This window comes from Cupriavidus sp. (assembly GCF_057315035.1).
Window position 1 is genome coordinate 58,270 of sequence record NZ_DBHKYV010000011.1, and the last position, 15,179, is coordinate 73,448.

Here is a 15,179-nt window from a genome sequence, read left to right on the forward strand (position 1 = left end):
CTGCCGAGACTTGTGGGAACGGAACTTTTCTGAGGAACGAAAATGAAATCCATGCAACATTCAACCGGCATTGCGTCCGCCATGCGCAGGGCGCTGCTGCTGTCGGCGTTGGCTGCCATCAGCATGCCGGCGCTTGCTGACTCATATCCATCAAGGCCAATCCGGCTATTGGTCGGATTCGCCGCCGGTGGCACAACGGACGCCATTGCCCGGTTCTATGCGCAGAAGCTTTCGATTGAACTCAAGACCCCTGTAGTGGTGGAGAACAAGCCTGGCGCGGGGCAGATCGTGGCAATTCGGTCGCTCAAGGCGGCCACGCCTGACGGGTACACGTTGTACATGGGGACTGGAAGCGCGCTATCCCAGAGTCCAGGCGTGCGCAATGACTTGCCCTACGACCCGGTCAAAGACTTCACGTTTGTAGGACTGGTGGGAACCGCGCAGGGCGTCATCATCGTAAACAAGGACGTTCAAGCCACGTCGTTGCGAGACCTGGTTACCTACGCGTCGAAGCATCCAGGGCAGCTGAACTTCGGTTCTTCGGGTATTGGTTCGGCAAGTCATCTGGCGGGCGAGTACATGAGCAAGGTGTCCGGCATGACCATGACGCACGTGCCGTACAAGGCAGACGCCGACATTGTGCAAGCGATGTACACCGGGTCTGTGCAAGTCGGCATTGCGCCGGTCCAGGGCGCAGTTACGGCGCTATCCGGCGGGAAGGTTCGGGCGTTGGCGGTAACGGGAACACGTCGAGTCAAGGCTATCCCGGATGTGGCAAGCGTGTCTGAAGCCGGACTGAAGGGATTCGAAGGCCTGGACCCGTACACATACTACGGGATCGTCGGACCCGTTGGCATGCCAGATGGTGCCGTGGCGAAGTTGAACCAGGCAATCAATCGTGTTTCCTCTTCGCCCGACGTCGCTGCACAAGTGCGAGACAAGCTGTATGCGGAACCAGGAACCAGCACCCCTCAGGCGTTTCGCAAACAGGTCCAGGATGACATCACGCGGTGGCGTCAATTCGGCAAGTTGGTGAGTGGTGCGAGCTAAAAGTCAGGAGAGGAAATGGAAGCGCAAATGTCAACTGCCAACGCCAACATCGCGGGTGAGCGATTGAAAGGCAAGGTAGCCGTCGTGATCGGGGCTGGCCAGAGTCCGGGAGAAGGTGTGGGAAACGGGCGCGCAGCGGCGATCCGGTTTGCACGAGAAGGCGCAAGAGTCGTAGCGGTTGATCGGAACCTCGAGTCGGCCGAAGAGACCGCATCGCTGATTCTTGCGGAAGGCTTTGAGTGTGTCGCCGCTTCCGCAGACGTGACGCGCGAGGAAGATCTCGCGCGGGTCATGAAGGAAGCAGTGCAACGTTGGGGTTCCCTTGACGTGCTTCATAACAACGTTGGCGTCAGCATTGCTGGCGGAGACAGGGATCTGATGGAGATCACCGAAGAAGGGTTCGACAATATCTGCCGGATCAACCTCCGGGGCACCGTGTTTGCATGTAAGCACGCGGTGGCAATCATGCGCCAACAAGGAGGCGGCGCGATCATCAACGTGTCATCGTCGGCGGCAGTCGGGAAGTATCCCTACGTAGCTTACAAGGCGTCCAAAGCTGGAGTGGTTGCGTTTACAGAACAGTTGGCGCTTCAGAATGCACCGTTCGGGATTCGAGCCAACTGCGTGCTGCCTGGCCTTATTGCCACGCCAATGGCAGTCGATACACGCGTAAAGGAATGGGGGCAGTCGCGCGAGCAGGTGACTGCGGAACGCAATGCGAAGGTACCGCTTGGGCGGCAAGGTACCGGCTGGGACGTTGCGAATGCCGCGCTATTCCTGGCCTCCGACGAAGCCAACTTCATTACAGGCGTGTCGCTTCTTGTCGACGGCGGAAGAATCCTGAACCGCATCTAGGCCTGGCCCCGGATCATCCCGAACGAGCGATAACACCGCCGTGAGGAGCCGTCACGCTCCTCGGGACGAACCCACATTTTTTTTGGCCAAAACAAAAATGAAATGCGTTCTGATAAGTGGAACTTGGAACCGGCAGAACGACGAAGTACTGCGATGACGATTTAAGTAAAAGAACCCCTAAAGGAGGAGACATGAGAAGCAAGGCACTTGTTTGGTTCGCCGGCGTGGCATCGGTTTGTGCGGGAAGCGCCTACGGGCAATCCAATGTCACGCTGTATGGTGTGGTGGACACCGGGATCGAGTACCAAAATCATCAACCCGGTGGCAACAACAGCGTAGTCCGGATGACCGCAGGCAATATGGCGGGGTCCCGCTGGGGCTTGCGCGGCACCGAAGATCTGGGTGGTGGACTGAAATCACTGTTCGTACTGGAAAGTGGTTTCGAATCCGACACTGGTCGCTCAGCGCAGAACAATCGACTGTTTGGCCGCTCCGCATACGTCGGCTTGCAGGGCGCCTGGGGTGTGCTGACGCTTGGCCGTCAAACCAACAGCCTCTATGACATCTTCGGGACTGTGGACCCGATGTGGATCGCATCGAAGTACTCGATCCTTGTGCAAGACGCTCAATTTTCCGCTCGCGCCGACAATACGGTGAAGTACGTGGGGACATTCGGTGGTCTGACTACCAAAGCCATGTACAGCTTTGGGGCCGATAGCACGCGCACCAACGGCAGCGAAGTGCCAGGTAGCCCAAAAATTGGCCGGGAGATGGGTGGCAGCCTGACATACACGGGCAACAACTGGGAAGTCACGGCCGCGTATGACGAGATCAACACGGGAACAACGACGGCGACGCCGGATGCTACGACCCGCCGCGCGGTAGTCGGCGGGAACTTCGCCGTCGGCAATGCAACGTTCTTTGCCGGATATCGTTGGGCCAAGGCTTACGACGGTGCGCTGCTGCCGGGCGCTCCGGCCGCGTCGAATCAGCGCTCCAATCAATACTGGACTGGTGTTCGGTACCAGGTTACGCCGCCCCTCATGCTTGTAGCCGCCGCGTACTACCAGGACTTTGCGAACACGAATGCTGATCCCTGGTTCTTCGTCCTTTCCGGTGACTATTCACTGTCGAAGCGCACCGACGCATACCTGAATGTGGGGTACACGAAGAACAAGAACGGCTCAACGCTAGGCTTGGGAAGCTTCGGCACGGTGGCCGGCAGCGCCAACCAGTTCGGCGCGGTGCTTGGCATTCGGCATAAGTTCTAACACCAGGAAGTAGTGGGCTCGTACCGCTGGGCGGATCGTACGAGCCTCCACTGGACATATGAGGCCACGCCTGACAAAGCAGGAAGCTACTTGAGCGTGTCGAATAGGGCGGGGTTGAACCTGCCCTTGCTCAGGCGACGCACCGTCACGTTCGCGAACACTCCCGCAGCGTTGTATGGCTCGTTTTGAATGAAGTCCACGGCGCGTTGGTAGGTGTCCACATTAAGCAAGAACACGCTTCCTACGAAGGCATCCCCGAATTCGTGCTGTTGTGGTCCCGAGAAGCAAATGCAGTCGTTCCAATCGCTCAAGTAGCTCCGATGAACCGCTTGAAGTTCTTTGCGAAGCTCCGCTGATCCTTCACGGTCGCTGCAAAACACGATGCAAAGCATAACGTCTCCTGATGTAGGGAACCGCCTGTGACCGACACCACGCACTGTCGCCAGCCGGATCTGAAAGTTTGATTTTCCGGTTTCAAGCACCGGAACGCGAATTGTACAACGGAACCAATGTAGAGTATGGTTAAGGTAGTCGGCAAGCCGCGTTTGAAAGATTCGAAGAGTTTCTATTCAGCTAGAGGAAGGTATGAAGACGTTTGATAGGTTCTACATTGGGGGAGAGTGGGTTGAGCCTGTAGGCACCCGCAGCTTTGAGCTGGTCAATCCGGCCACTGAAGCGCCGTTCGCGACGGTACGGTTAGGCGAGGTCGAAGACGTCGATCGCGCAGTGGCAGCTGCGCGAAAAGCATTCGAATCCTTCAGCGTGACAACCAAGGCAGAACGTATAGCGCTGCTCGAGCGGATCGTTGAAGTCTTCGCGTCACGGCAGTCTGACCTCATGAGCGCCATTTCCGAAGAGATGGGCGCGCCGCTTTCTCTTACCGGCCAAACGAGCACCGCGCTCCAGGCTTTCAAGCAAGCCATCATTACGCTGCGTGAGTACGACTTCGAGAGTCGTATGGGGGACAACGTGATTTTGCGCGAGCCAATTGGTGTTTGCGCCTTGATTACGGCCTGGAACTGGCCGCTGCAACTACTGTGCGGGAAGCTCGCCTCCGCGATCGCTGCTGGTTGCACCGTGGTGGTAAAGCCAAGCGAGTACACGCCAGTCGACGCGCTCTTGCTTGCTGAGGTATTGCACGCCGCAGGGGTGCCGGCTGGCGTCGTCAACATCATCAACGGCGACGGTCCGACCGTAGGCGAAGCGTTGACGCGTCATCCCGACGTCGACATGGTTTCCTTCACTGGCTCAACACGCGCTGGCATCTTGGTAGCCCAGTCGGCCGCGGACACCGTCAAGCGCGTATGTCAGGAACTTGGCGGCAAGTCGGCAAACATCGTGCTTGAGGATGCCGACCTTGAAGCCGCGGCCCGTTACAACGTTAGCCGAGGGTTCTCGAACACCGGTCAATCTTGCCATTCGCCGACCCGAATCCTGGTGCACGAGAGTCAGGCCGAACAGTTCATCAAGTTGCTTCAAGGCGAGGCGAAAAAGGTGCGGGTGGGCGATCCGCAGAGCCCCGATACAACGGTCGGTCCCGTCGTGAACCGGCCGCAGTTCGAACGGGTGCAAAGCTACATCGAACGTGGAATCGAAGAGGGAGCGCGATTGGTATGCGGTGGAGTCGGCCGACCGGAAGGCCTCGATCGAGGCTACTTCATCCAGCCAACGATCTTCGCAGATGTGCGGCCGGACATGACTATCGCACAGGAAGAGATCTTCGGCCCGGTGCTGTCGGTGATTACCTACCGCACTGAGGACGATGCCGTGGCCATCGCAAATGGTACGAAGTACGGCTTGGGCGGCTACATCTTTTCCGCGGATAGTGGACGTGCTCGCAAGCTTGCGGCGCGGATGCGCGCCGGCCGCATCTTCTATAACGGCGCGGCATCCAACTATGTTGCGCCGATGGGCGGATACGGTCAGTCAGGCAACGGCCGGGAGATGGGTGTCTTTGGTCTGGAGGAGTACCTGGAAACCAAGGCTCTTCTGGGCTTTGTCCCGGGCAACTAGGCACCCAACCGATTCGAGGTGGTGGTCTCCTTTGCGCAAGAAGTCGGTCCTTTCCTGGCCGCTCTTGCGCGCCTTTTTCAAAGAACCGAGTCGGACAACCCCGCACTCAGATTACTCCGGCGCCCCAACGAAACGGGCAGGGATCGAACCACCAGGCTTACGTGGTGCGATCCACTAGCAATGTAGGAGACAAAGGTGGCGAACAAAATTTGGCGACAGCTGATTCTTGCTGGAATCTGCTTTTCCGCACTCGGAGCAATGGCGGACTCTGGGAGCGCACCCACACGCATCGTTGTCGCATCCGCACCCGGGGGAAACCTCGACGTGCTGGCTCGCATCCTGGCTGAGAAGCTGGGCGTCAAGCAGAAGCGGACCTACATCGTTGAAAACCGTCCGGGCGCTGGCGGAAACATCGCAACAGTTCAGGTTGCCCAGGCAAAGCCGGACGGGCACACCTTGCTCGTCGTCTCCACTAGCCACACCAGCAACGTTCACGTCTACAAGAAAGTGGGTTACGACCCGCTAAAAGACTTCACGCCGATCGCAAAACTGGCCGAATCGGCGTTTGTGGTGGCGGTGCCGGCCGACTCCAGCATGACAAGTCTCGCCGACCTGGAGAAGACGGCCAAGGCTCTACCTGGATCGCTTAACTATGGCTCGTCCGGCATCGGACAGGGGAATCATCTGGGCATGGAACTGTTGAAGAACCGTCTCGGTATGAAGATGACCCACGTTCCCTTTACCTCTGCAAACGCCCTCGTTACTGCCTTGATGGGGAAGCAAGTGGATGTGGCCATGCTCACTCTGCCCGGTGCATTCATGGGTGTGAAGGCAGGAAAGCTCCGTTTGCTGGCGGTAACCAGCCAGAAGCGTGTGGAGCAACTTTCCGACGTTCCGACCATTGAAGAGAAGATCGGCGGTGACTTCGTCATGACGAGTTGGCAAGGACTGGTTGCGCCTGCCGGTCTTTCGGCGCAAGAGGCCGCTGACCTAAGCAAGCAGGTGGCGAACGTGATGGCGCAGCCCGAAGTCATCAGCGCTCTCGACAAGATCGCACTCACACCTCAGGTGACGACCCCGGACGCATTCCAGCAGTTCCTCGTGAAAGAGACGCGTCGATGGGGCGATGTCGCCAAACAAAGCAACATCACAATGGATTGATGATGAAGAACGCTACGCTTTCCCTCCGCTACGGTGAATTCATCGCGGCGACCCAGTACGAGAGAATCCCGGCCGAAGCCGTCGAGTACGGCAAGATGCTGATTGCCAGTACCCTGGCAAGTGCCGCTCTCGGATCCACACTGGAGTCGAGCAAGATCATTCGCACGTTGGAAGTTGCTCGGGGAGGTAATCCGGAGTCGACGGCCTGGTTTGGAAGCTGGGAACCCATTCCAGCGGTTGCCGCAGCGCGCATCAACGCCCTCATGAGCGATGCCGCGGCATCCGATGACAGCGATCTCAGGAATATCGTTCACAGCGGAACGCAAGCCTGCGCAGCGGCGCTTGCAATCGGCGAGCAGGTGGGTGCGACGGGCGCGGAAGTCGTTGCCGCGGTCGTCCTCGGCTATGAAGTTGCCGGGAACATCAACACCGCCATGATTGGTGGGTTGCAGCGAAAGGGCTTCCATGGCTGCGTGGTCGCCACCTTTGCTGCAGCCGCCGCCGCGGCTCGACTCCTGAAACTCGATGCGGAAGCCGCAGCGCACGCGCTTGCATTGGCTGCGACCTCGATGGGGGGCCTGCATGCCGCGGCAGCAACCAGCCTGGCCAGGGAGTATCACGCGGGGAACGCCGCAATGATGGGTGTCAACAGCGCGCTGGCCGCTCAGCTGGGGTACACCGCCGAACTTGCCACGTTCGAGATGAAGCGGGGCTTCTTCGAAACCCTTGGCGTGAACCCACAAGCCGCGGAAGTAATCAGTGAACTCGCTGATAAATGGTGCATCCTGACCGAGCTCGGTATCAAACTGGTGCCAGGCGGCTCTCCCTTCCACGCCGTCGCGGAAGCCGCTGCGAATGCCGCGCGCCGAGGCAATCTGGATGTGGCGGATATTCGGAAGATCGAGTTTACGCTTCCGGACTATCCGTTCCCTGGGCCAAAGCATCCGACAGACCTTATCGGCATCGCACACAGCCCGTTCTACTTCGCGGCCGCAGGCGCTGCGGATCGCGACTATAGCTGGGAGCATGCATTCCCCGAAAAGATTCAGGATCCCAGAATCCGCTCGCTCTTCGACAAAGTCTTCCGTGAAGACGCAGACGTTGCGGACAAAGCCAAATACAAGAGCGGCGCGATTGTTCGTATCGAAGCTGTCGCCGGGCAGATTATCGAAGAGCACGTCCGATACCCGAAGGGCGCCGCTTTGCGCGGGATTACCTGGCTTGAAATCGAGAGCAAGTACCAAGCCCTGATGCCGCACGGCGGCGTGGCTAAACAGCAGATATCGGAGTCTTTCGAAGTCATCCGCGCATTGGAGAAGCTCCCGGATGTGCGGAGACTCATCGATACCCTTTGGCCGGGCAGGGCGTAGCGGGCACGCGTACGGCCAGACAACATTACAGGAGACAAAATGACAAACATTAACAAACTGCGGCAGGCTGCGCTGTTCACCGTAGCGCTGTGTACGCTTCCTCTCGCGCACGCGACTGACCCATATCCTTCGCGCCCCATCAAGGTGGTTGTTCCCGTCTCAGCGGGTGGATGGGGCGATATCACAACCCGGATCGTTGCCCAGCGGCTTGGTCAGGAGCTCGGTCAGCCCGTGGTGGTCGAGAACAGGCCGGGCGGTGGTGGGTTGGTCGGTATCCGCTATACCAAGGCGGAGGCTCCTGATGGGTACACCTTGATGTCTACCGGAGGAACGCTGTCGATCCAGCACGCGCTCTCCCGGGAGACTGGCATTGACGCGATGAAGGACTTTGTGTCCGTGGGCTCGATGGTCCGTTCGCCGGCCGTGGTGGTTACTGGTGCGGCGACCGAGTACAAAACCATGGCCGATGTATTCAAGAATGCAAAGGCCAGCCGCGGCGCAATCAGCTATGCATCGGCGGGCGTCGGAACGACGACGCATATCGCGGCGGAAATGATGCTGAAGCAGGCGGGCGTGCAGATGCTCCATATCCCGTACAAGGGAAATGGAGCCGCGATGCCGGACGTGATTGCGGGGCGCGTGAGCTTCATGGTGGATGCGTATGGCAGCAGCTCGTCCAATCTCCTTGGCGGAAAGCTAAAGGCGCTGGCGGTCACATCGCAGGAACGTCTGAAGCTTCTTCCGAACGTGCCAACCGTCGCGGAGCAAGGCTTGCCAGGGTTCAGCTACTACTACTGGCTGGGGCTTTTCGCGCCCGCCGGTACGCCGCGAGATGTGGTCGAGAAGATCTCGGTGGCCCTGGCAAAGACGATGAAGGATCCACAGGTGACCGAGAGGCTTCAGGCAGATGGGACTGAGCCGTACTTCAAGAATCCTGCCGAGTTTACGTCTTTCGTTCGTAAAGATGTGGCGGACACGACGGCTTTGATTGAAAAGCTGAACATTCAAAAGCAGTGAGCCGAGGATGGCGTCGGACGGAAAGGAGTTGTGACGTGTTGCAGGGATCAAGTCAAGGAACAGGTTCTGCTGACGCCGAGGCAAGCAAGGCGATTGCGGCAACGATGTTCTCGTTGTGCAGCCTGATGACGCTCGAAGTCATAGCGATGGGCCTCAAGGCCGGGCTCGCACTGTCCCCGATGCTCGACGCGATCAATGGGAGCAGCGGAAGAAGTCGATTCACGGAGCAACGGCTGGCAGGACTTGCCGGTAAAAGACCCGGATTCGAGGGGCCGCTACTATCGGAGCTGTCCAATGGCGTTCGAAGTGCGATCCAACTGTCGGAACGACACCACGTTTCTCTCCCGCTCGCAGCCATTGCCAGTGGACTACTTACGACTGGTATCAAGACGTTTGGAGTAGATGCGCGCCTGGACAGTCTGTTGGCGCTCATCGCGTCAATGGCGAACCTCGGCAAGGATGCATATGAGCGTGCGCCGCACGCAGTGCTTCCCGAAGACAACGTGCGCACGCGAAAGCCCAGGATTGGCTATGTTGGCCTCGGCGCAATGGGTTCCGCGTTGGCTCGGCGAGCCCGCACAGCCGCAGATCGGCTCTTTGTCTTCGATGTAGTCCGAGAGCGGATGGATGAGCAAGTGCAGGAAGGGGCAGTAGCTGCGGCCGACATGGCATCGCTCGCGCGTGATAGCGACGTCATCATGCTCTGTGTCCCAACGTCGGAGCACGTAAAGCAGATCCTGCTTGGCGAGAGCGGGATGCTAAAGGGTCTTTCGCCAGGGAAAGTAGTGATCGACCAAACGACCGGAAGCCCATCCGATGCGCGTTCATTGTCTCAGACGCTCAACCGGATGGGCGTTGGTTTCGTCGATGCGCCTGTCGCCGGAGGGCCAGGCAGTGCTGACAACGGAACCCTTCTTGCGCTCTGTGGCGGCTCCGAGGAGGACTATGCAAAGGTGCATGGGCTTCTGCAAACAATGGGCCGCAGCATCTACTTCGGCCCGGCCGGTAGTGGGCAAACAGCGAAGCTTGTGAAGAACGCAACCGGCGCCTGCAACAGATTTATCTGCTACGAGACCATTGCGCTGGCCCGGCGCTTGGGCATCAGCCTGCCAGACCTCCTGGAACAGACGAAGGGCACCGATGCGTGGACGGCGGCGATCCAACGCATTGCGGATGCCGAGCGCACGGGGGTTCCCACCGCCATCATCAGCTCAAGGCTGTTCCATAAGGACCTCCGCCTGGTCTCGGAGCTGGCGGCATCATTCGGCGCTCCCATGTTTATTGCGAACGCAGTCAGAAGCCGGGTCGAGGCGCTGATCAAGGAGATCGGCCCGGACTCGAACATCGATGAGCTCGGTCGGGCATATGGGCTGTCGCGCAAGTGACTGACGTCTCGGCGTCGGGGTGGATACCCGCAGCCGAACCCCTGACCGTCCCGCCCAGGTTTGCTCGTGTCGGAGGTGCAGCATGGAGAGCGTCAGGGGTATCAACACCTTCATTCGTGTCGTACAGACCGGAAACCTGAGCCGGGCTGCTCGGGAGTTGGAGATCACTCCCCAAGCCGCGAGCTTGCATATCAAGCAAGTCGAGGAATGGGTTGGCGTTCGACTTCTTAATCGCAGCACGCGTCGAGTTAGCCTGACCGAAGAGGGATCCAGTTTCTACCGGACTTGCGTTGACGCGCTTGAAGCAATCGACAGCGAGGTCGAGCGCATGCGTGACGCGTCCGCGGAGGTGTTTGGCACCGTCAAGGTTGCTGCGCCTGTCGGTATGGCAGCCCGCTTTATCGCACCGGCTCTCGGATCGTTTCTGGAGAAATTTCCGCGCCTGTCGATCGATCTGGTGGCCCAGAACCGGATTCCGGATGTCGTTGCTGAGGGCATTGACGTCGGCATCCTTCCTCACCCCCTGCCAGACACGAGACTCATAGCACGACGTGTAGTCACGTCGCCGTTCGTTCTTTGTGCCTCGCCAGCCTACCTGCAACGACATGGCAGACCTACGACCATCGACGATCTGAAGCGCCACCGGCGGATCGATTTGCGGAGCTGGGTGACGAATGCCATTCGGCCATGGCGCCTTCGCTTCGGCGACGAAATCCTGGTGAGTGAAGGGCAGCCGTCGCTTGTCACAAACGATGGTGACAGCCTGATCGAGGCCATGCTGTGCGGCGTCGGAATCGGATTCCTTACGCTCTATCGTGTGATGCCATATCTGCGCTCGGGCAGGCTGGAGACGGTGATGGACGGACAGGTTGAGGGGGAACTGAGCTACTCCATCTATATGCAGCAACGCCATCAGGTGCCTCGGAAGATTCGGGCCACGGCCGACTTTCTGTACGACGTTCTTAGCCAACACCCGGACCTTCAGCAGCGGTAGCGGGCCAAGCCCGGGATTGCTGGTTGATCTTCAAATCGTACTTGAAAGTACTTAAAGGTTGGGCGTGATCATGCGGTTGCCACCTCCATAGAATCCATTCATCAGTTCGCTGGCCCCCAAGCCCAGGAAAGGGGCCAGCGCCAGAAGTGCCATCAGAAGTTTAGTCAGGTACTGGAGTGGACATGGAGGTCATCAATACGGAGGTTGCGGTCATCGGTGCAGGAATCGCCGGACTGACGGTCGCTCTACGGCTCGCGGAGCAAGGGTTCGCAACAATGGTAGTTGAGAAAGGTGAGCACGGTAGTTACCCGTGCAATACCCGGATGGCCGGCGGAGCGTTCCATGTGGCACACCGGGACGTGGACGAGGATCCCGAGGTGCTTCTCGACGCCATTGTTGGTAGAGCGGGCAATTCAGTGGAAACGGGTCTTGCCAAGGCTCTCGCGCACGACGTGGGAGACGCAACGCGATGGCTTCAGCGGCACGGCGTGCGGTTCATCAAGGTTGGGGCCGAGCCATACCGCAAACATACGCTGGCACCGCCAATCGCGACGCGGGGGCGCACTTACTGGAAAGGGCGGGGCGGTGATGTGCTGCTACGAACCCTGACGGCCAGCTTTGAGGCGAGCGGTGGAACTGCCCTCTACGGAACTCGCGCAGAGCGCTTGACGATGGTGGGAGAGCAATGTGTTGGCTTCCTGGCGCAGCGATCTTCCGTGCCTGTCAGCGTCAATGCCAGGGCGGTTGTGATTTGCGACGGAGGTTTCCACGCCAATCACGAACTGCTGCGCGAGCATATTACGCCCGCACCGGAGAAGCTTAAGCAACGAAACGCTCAGACCGGCTGTGGCGACGGGTTGCGTATGGCGCAGGAAGTTGGCGCCCAACTCGTTGGACTGGATCGCTTCTATGGGCATGTGCTGGCACAGGACGCGATGTGCAACGATGATCTCTCGCCATTCCCCACGCTCGATTTCGTTTGCGCCGCCGGTATTGTGGTCGACCGGTCAGGGCGACGTTTCATGGATGAAGGCCTGGGCGGTGTAACGATGGCAAACACCATCGCGACACAGCCTGATCCTCTGGATGCGACGGTCATCTTCGACGCAGACATCTGGAACGGCCCGGGGCGGGAGTACTTGATCTCCGCCAACCCCACGCTGGTTTCTGGTGGAGGCACAGTTTATACGTCGTCAGACTTAACGGATCTGGCGCAAAAGGCCGGTTTGCCCGCAGGCGGATTGGCGGAAACCGTGGCGCAGTACAACGCTGCCATTGACGCTGGGTCAGTGGGCGATCTTTGGCCGCGGCGTAGTACAGACGTCTACCAGGCGTGGCCCATCCACACCGCTCCTTTCCATGCGGTGAAGCTATGTGCCGGAATCACGTACACGATGGGCGGAATTGCGACCGACGCTGCGGGTCGCGTTCTTGGCAGCGCTAATTGTCCGATTTCGAACCTTTACGCGGCTGGCTGCACGACAGGCGGAATCGAGGGCGGCGGAGATCTTCCAAAGGTTGCATACATCGGTGGCCTCAGCCGGTCGGCGGTCTTCGCTCTGCGCGCCGCAAACACAATTGCGGCGAGCCTGACAGCTCCCTGAATTCAAGTCAGTTCCAACGCCACTTTTCCAAATCGCTGGAGTAAGGCCATGAGTACACATATCAAGCATGCTGAACCAACGTTCCCGGCCCTCCATTTCCTGGTCAGGCATGGCAACACGATAGCGCTCTTGCTGGCGCTAAGTATGCCGATCATCGGGATCTGGTTCTGGGCCATTGGTCGATCCCCAGCTCCGATTGCCGGCGGTGTCATCGGCGGTGCCTTTGGGTACCTGATCATGCGCAGTTACGTTGACCTCGTCAGGCTCGTGGCGGATGCAATGCTTCCAAAGTGAGCTACGCGCATGCGCGTGGAAGTTCGCGTGAGGCCTGGTAGTGCTGATAGGTAAGTTGGCGGGGTGAACTCAGATGAAAGATGTCGTATCGCAAGTACCTGCGTCTTCAGGTGTCTCGCTAGAAAAACGTCGGTCGATGGTGCTGGCCGGAATGCTGGCGGGTCTCCTGGGAGGCCTCGCTTCGAAAGAAGCCGATGCGCAGGTCTATCCAGATCGACCCTTACGATGGATCGTGCCATGGCCTCCGGGCGGCGGCGCAGATCTTCTCGCCCGCATGCTTCAAGCGCGGCTGGGTCAGCTCATGGGACAACCTGTGGTCATCGAAAATCGCAGCGGTGCGGCCGGGAACATCGGAGCATCGGCCGGAGCGCGAGCCAATCCGGATGGCTACACGATGACATTCGCTTACTCGGCGACACATTCGATCAATCCGCTTGTATTCAGGAAGATGCCATTCGCACAAAGCGAATTTGTGCCCGTGATCTTCCTGACGATGGTGCCGCAGGTACTGGTCGTCAACGCGAACTTGCCGGTGCGCAACATCCGGGAATTCATCGAGCTATCGAAGACGCGGCAAATTACATACGGATCGGCAGCGCCAGGGTCCCTTGGACATCTCGGCGGCGAGCTGTTCGCGTCAAGGACAGGCGCAAACATGCTTCACGTTCCCTATCGCGGCGGCGGCCCGGCTTTGTCGGCGGTTCTGTCCGGGGAGATTGACGCGCTCATTGGCGTTCCTGTTGTACTCAAGCCGCACATCACCGCTGGGAAGCTCAGGGCGCTGGGCGTTACCGTCGCCAAGCGGACCAGCGTCTTGCCTGACGTGCCAACCATCGCCGAATCAGGGGTGCCAAATTTCAACGTGAGTTCCTGGAACGGCGTGCTGGTTCCTGCTGGAACGCCCGCGGATGTAGTTGCCGCCCTGAACCTGGCCTTCAACAAGACGCTGCGAGATCCGAAAGTTCGAGAGCAACTGATCGACGCTGGCTACGAGACGGTCGGCGGAGAACCCGCTGCATTCTCGCAGTTCATCACGAATGAGCTTGAGAAATGGAAACCTATCGTAAAGAGAATCGATCTCCATGTGGAGTAGGGAAGTACCGCTGCATACCATTCAACATCCTGGATTTGAGGCCATGAACGAGAAGCTGCTGGACCCGGATAACGACAACTCAATCCGACTTACCGTGAGCGACGCTTACGAACTCGGCGTTGACGCACTGGTCAGGATTGGATACACGCCTGAAGAGGCTGGCGTCATCGCCAGCCACCTGATTGACGCATCGATGTGGGGCTATGAGTTCGCCGGTCTACCGCGAATTCTGGTCATCGCAGAAAGGCCAGAATTGAAGAGACCACGCGTCCCTGTGTCGATCGTAAGGGAGTCCCCGGTTTCCGCGCTGTTGGACGGCGGGAATAACGTTGGCTACATCTCCCTGAACCACGCGGTGGATGTTGTCATCGAGAAGGTTCGCAGTGCCGGCGTGGCCATTGTCGGATTGAGAAACAGCTGGTTTGCCGGGCGCAACGCATATTACCTGGAGAAGATCGCCCGGGCGGGGTTTGCCGCTATCTACTTCGGCAGCAGCAGCCCCACCGTTGTTCCACCGGGCGCGCTGCGCAAGGCGTTGGGAACCAACCCGATGGCCATTGCGCTCCCGGGTAGCGTGGATCCTTTCGTCTTCGATATGGGAACCGCTTCGGCCATGTCGGGGGAGGTCCTGATGAAGGCCTTTCTTGGAGAGGAATTCCACGATGTCGTGGGTATAGACAAAGATGGCGAGCCTACACGCGTTGCCCGCGATCTTCTGGAAGGTGGTGTCTTTCCGTTCGGTGGTCACAAGGGCTACGGCCTCTCCCTCGCTATCCAGACACTTGGTTTGATGGCTGGCTCAAGGTTTCGAAACGGTGACGTTAGCGACTTCGGCTATCTCTTTGTCGCCTTCAATCCAGAGCTGCTGATTCCGCCGGAACAGTTCAAGGACCAAATGGAGGAGTTGTTGGCGATGGTTAGGGGACTGCCCCGCCGAGCGGATTCTTCGGAGATTCGGATCCCGTCGGAGCGAGGGTTCCGGGAGCGAGAGATCCGGCGTCAGCAAGGCATTCTGGTGAACAAGACTGTAGTGGAGCGTCTTCAGCAGTTGAAGTGAGATTTTCCATCCGTA

14 protein-coding genes are annotated in these 15,179 nt (G+C 59.0%); 13 read left to right on the top strand and 1 reads right to left on the bottom strand.

The window, feature by feature from the left end:
- Window positions 1–51 precede the first annotated feature (51 nt).
- The 3 genes from ACO550_RS15900 to ACO550_RS15910 all read left to right on the top strand — a co-directional run bounded on the left by ACO550_RS15900 (window position 52) and on the right by ACO550_RS15910 (window position 3,176).
- Window positions 52–1,050 (top strand): Bug family tripartite tricarboxylate transporter substrate binding protein, encoded by a 999-nt coding sequence (locus ACO550_RS15900; protein ID WP_315592794.1) that lies wholly within the window; start codon window positions 52–54, stop codon window positions 1,048–1,050.
- Window positions 1,051–1,077: 27 nt separating this feature from the next.
- Window positions 1,078–1,905, top strand: a complete 828-nt coding sequence (locus ACO550_RS15905; protein ID WP_315592795.1) for a glucose 1-dehydrogenase — start codon at window positions 1,078–1,080, stop codon at window positions 1,903–1,905.
- Between the two features lie 191 nt (window positions 1,906–2,096).
- A complete protein-coding gene (locus ACO550_RS15910; protein ID WP_315592894.1) occupies window positions 2,097–3,176 on the top strand; it encodes a porin in 1,080 nt (359 codons plus the stop codon).
- Window positions 3,177–3,262: 86 nt separating this feature from the next.
- Here the strand turns inward: ACO550_RS15910 and ACO550_RS15915 are convergent, their stop codons facing one another.
- A complete protein-coding gene (locus ACO550_RS15915; protein ID WP_315592796.1) occupies window positions 3,263–3,568 on the bottom strand; it encodes a YciI family protein in 306 nt (101 codons plus the stop codon).
- A gap of 193 nt (window positions 3,569–3,761) precedes the next feature.
- Between ACO550_RS15915 and ACO550_RS15920 the strand changes: the two genes are divergently transcribed.
- From ACO550_RS15920 to ACO550_RS15965, 10 genes are all read left to right on the top strand, one after another.
- The gene (locus ACO550_RS15920; protein WP_315592797.1) at window positions 3,762–5,189 is read left to right on the top strand and encodes an aldehyde dehydrogenase family protein; all 1,428 of its coding nucleotides are present in this window, start codon (window positions 3,762–3,764) and stop codon (window positions 5,187–5,189) included.
- A 195-nt stretch (window positions 5,190–5,384) separates the two neighbouring features.
- A complete protein-coding gene (locus tag ACO550_RS15925) occupies window positions 5,385–6,350 on the top strand; it encodes a tripartite tricarboxylate transporter substrate-binding protein (protein WP_315592798.1) in 966 nt (321 codons plus the stop codon).
- On the top strand, window positions 6,350–7,720 hold the full coding sequence (locus ACO550_RS15930) for an MmgE/PrpD family protein (protein WP_315592799.1): 1,371 nt from the start codon (window positions 6,350–6,352) through the stop codon (window positions 7,718–7,720). The genes ACO550_RS15925 and ACO550_RS15930 overlap by 1 nt, the downstream gene beginning before the upstream one ends.
- A gap of 39 nt (window positions 7,721–7,759) precedes the next feature.
- Window positions 7,760–8,737: a tripartite tricarboxylate transporter substrate-binding protein gene (locus ACO550_RS15935; RefSeq protein WP_315592800.1), complete on the top strand. Its 978-nt coding sequence runs from the start codon at window positions 7,760–7,762 to the stop codon at window positions 8,735–8,737.
- Between the two features lie 35 nt (window positions 8,738–8,772).
- Entirely contained in the window at window positions 8,773–10,122 is a 1,350-nt protein-coding gene (locus ACO550_RS15940; RefSeq protein ID WP_315592801.1) for an NAD(P)-binding domain-containing protein, read from the top strand.
- Between the two features lie 82 nt (window positions 10,123–10,204).
- Entirely contained in the window at window positions 10,205–11,116 is a 912-nt protein-coding gene (locus ACO550_RS15945; protein ID WP_315592802.1) for a LysR substrate-binding domain-containing protein, read from the top strand.
- A 182-nt stretch (window positions 11,117–11,298) separates the two neighbouring features.
- Window positions 11,299–12,720, top strand: coding sequence for an FAD-dependent oxidoreductase (locus ACO550_RS15950; protein WP_315592803.1), 1,422 nt, complete (start codon window positions 11,299–11,301; stop codon window positions 12,718–12,720).
- A 48-nt stretch (window positions 12,721–12,768) separates the two neighbouring features.
- Complete coding sequence (locus ACO550_RS15955) at window positions 12,769–13,014, top strand: hypothetical protein (protein ID WP_315592804.1); 246 nt, start codon at window positions 12,769–12,771, stop codon at window positions 13,012–13,014.
- A 73-nt stretch (window positions 13,015–13,087) separates the two neighbouring features.
- On the top strand, window positions 13,088–14,107 hold the full coding sequence (locus ACO550_RS15960) for a tripartite tricarboxylate transporter substrate-binding protein (RefSeq protein WP_315592805.1): 1,020 nt from the start codon (window positions 13,088–13,090) through the stop codon (window positions 14,105–14,107).
- Window positions 14,108–14,150: 43 nt separating this feature from the next.
- Window positions 14,151–15,164, top strand: coding sequence for an Ldh family oxidoreductase (locus ACO550_RS15965; RefSeq protein ID WP_315592806.1), 1,014 nt, complete (start codon window positions 14,151–14,153; stop codon window positions 15,162–15,164).
- Window positions 15,165–15,179: the final 15 nt, after the last annotated feature.

Coding starts and splice junctions, on each gene's coding strand:
- ACO550_RS15900 (WP_315592794.1), top strand. CDS start 52: ATGCAACATTCAACCGGCATTGCGTCCGCCATGCGCAGGGCGCTGCTG.
- ACO550_RS15905 (WP_315592795.1), top strand. CDS start 1,078: ATGTCAACTGCCAACGCCAACATCGCGGGTGAGCGATTGAAAGGCAAG.
- ACO550_RS15910 (WP_315592894.1), top strand. CDS start 2,097: ATGAGAAGCAAGGCACTTGTTTGGTTCGCCGGCGTGGCATCGGTTTGT.
- ACO550_RS15915 (WP_315592796.1), bottom strand. CDS start 3,568: ATGCTTTGCATCGTGTTTTGCAGCGACCGTGAAGGATCAGCGGAGCTT.
- ACO550_RS15920 (WP_315592797.1), top strand. CDS start 3,762: ATGAAGACGTTTGATAGGTTCTACATTGGGGGAGAGTGGGTTGAGCCT.
- ACO550_RS15930 (WP_315592799.1), top strand. CDS start 6,350: ATGATGAAGAACGCTACGCTTTCCCTCCGCTACGGTGAATTCATCGCG.
- ACO550_RS15935 (WP_315592800.1), top strand. CDS start 7,760: ATGACAAACATTAACAAACTGCGGCAGGCTGCGCTGTTCACCGTAGCG.
- ACO550_RS15945 (WP_315592802.1), top strand. CDS start 10,205: ATGGAGAGCGTCAGGGGTATCAACACCTTCATTCGTGTCGTACAGACC.
- ACO550_RS15950 (WP_315592803.1), top strand. CDS start 11,299: ATGGAGGTCATCAATACGGAGGTTGCGGTCATCGGTGCAGGAATCGCC.
- ACO550_RS15955 (WP_315592804.1), top strand. CDS start 12,769: ATGAGTACACATATCAAGCATGCTGAACCAACGTTCCCGGCCCTCCAT.
- ACO550_RS15960 (WP_315592805.1), top strand. CDS start 13,088: ATGAAAGATGTCGTATCGCAAGTACCTGCGTCTTCAGGTGTCTCGCTA.
- ACO550_RS15965 (WP_315592806.1), top strand. CDS start 14,151: ATGAACGAGAAGCTGCTGGACCCGGATAACGACAACTCAATCCGACTT.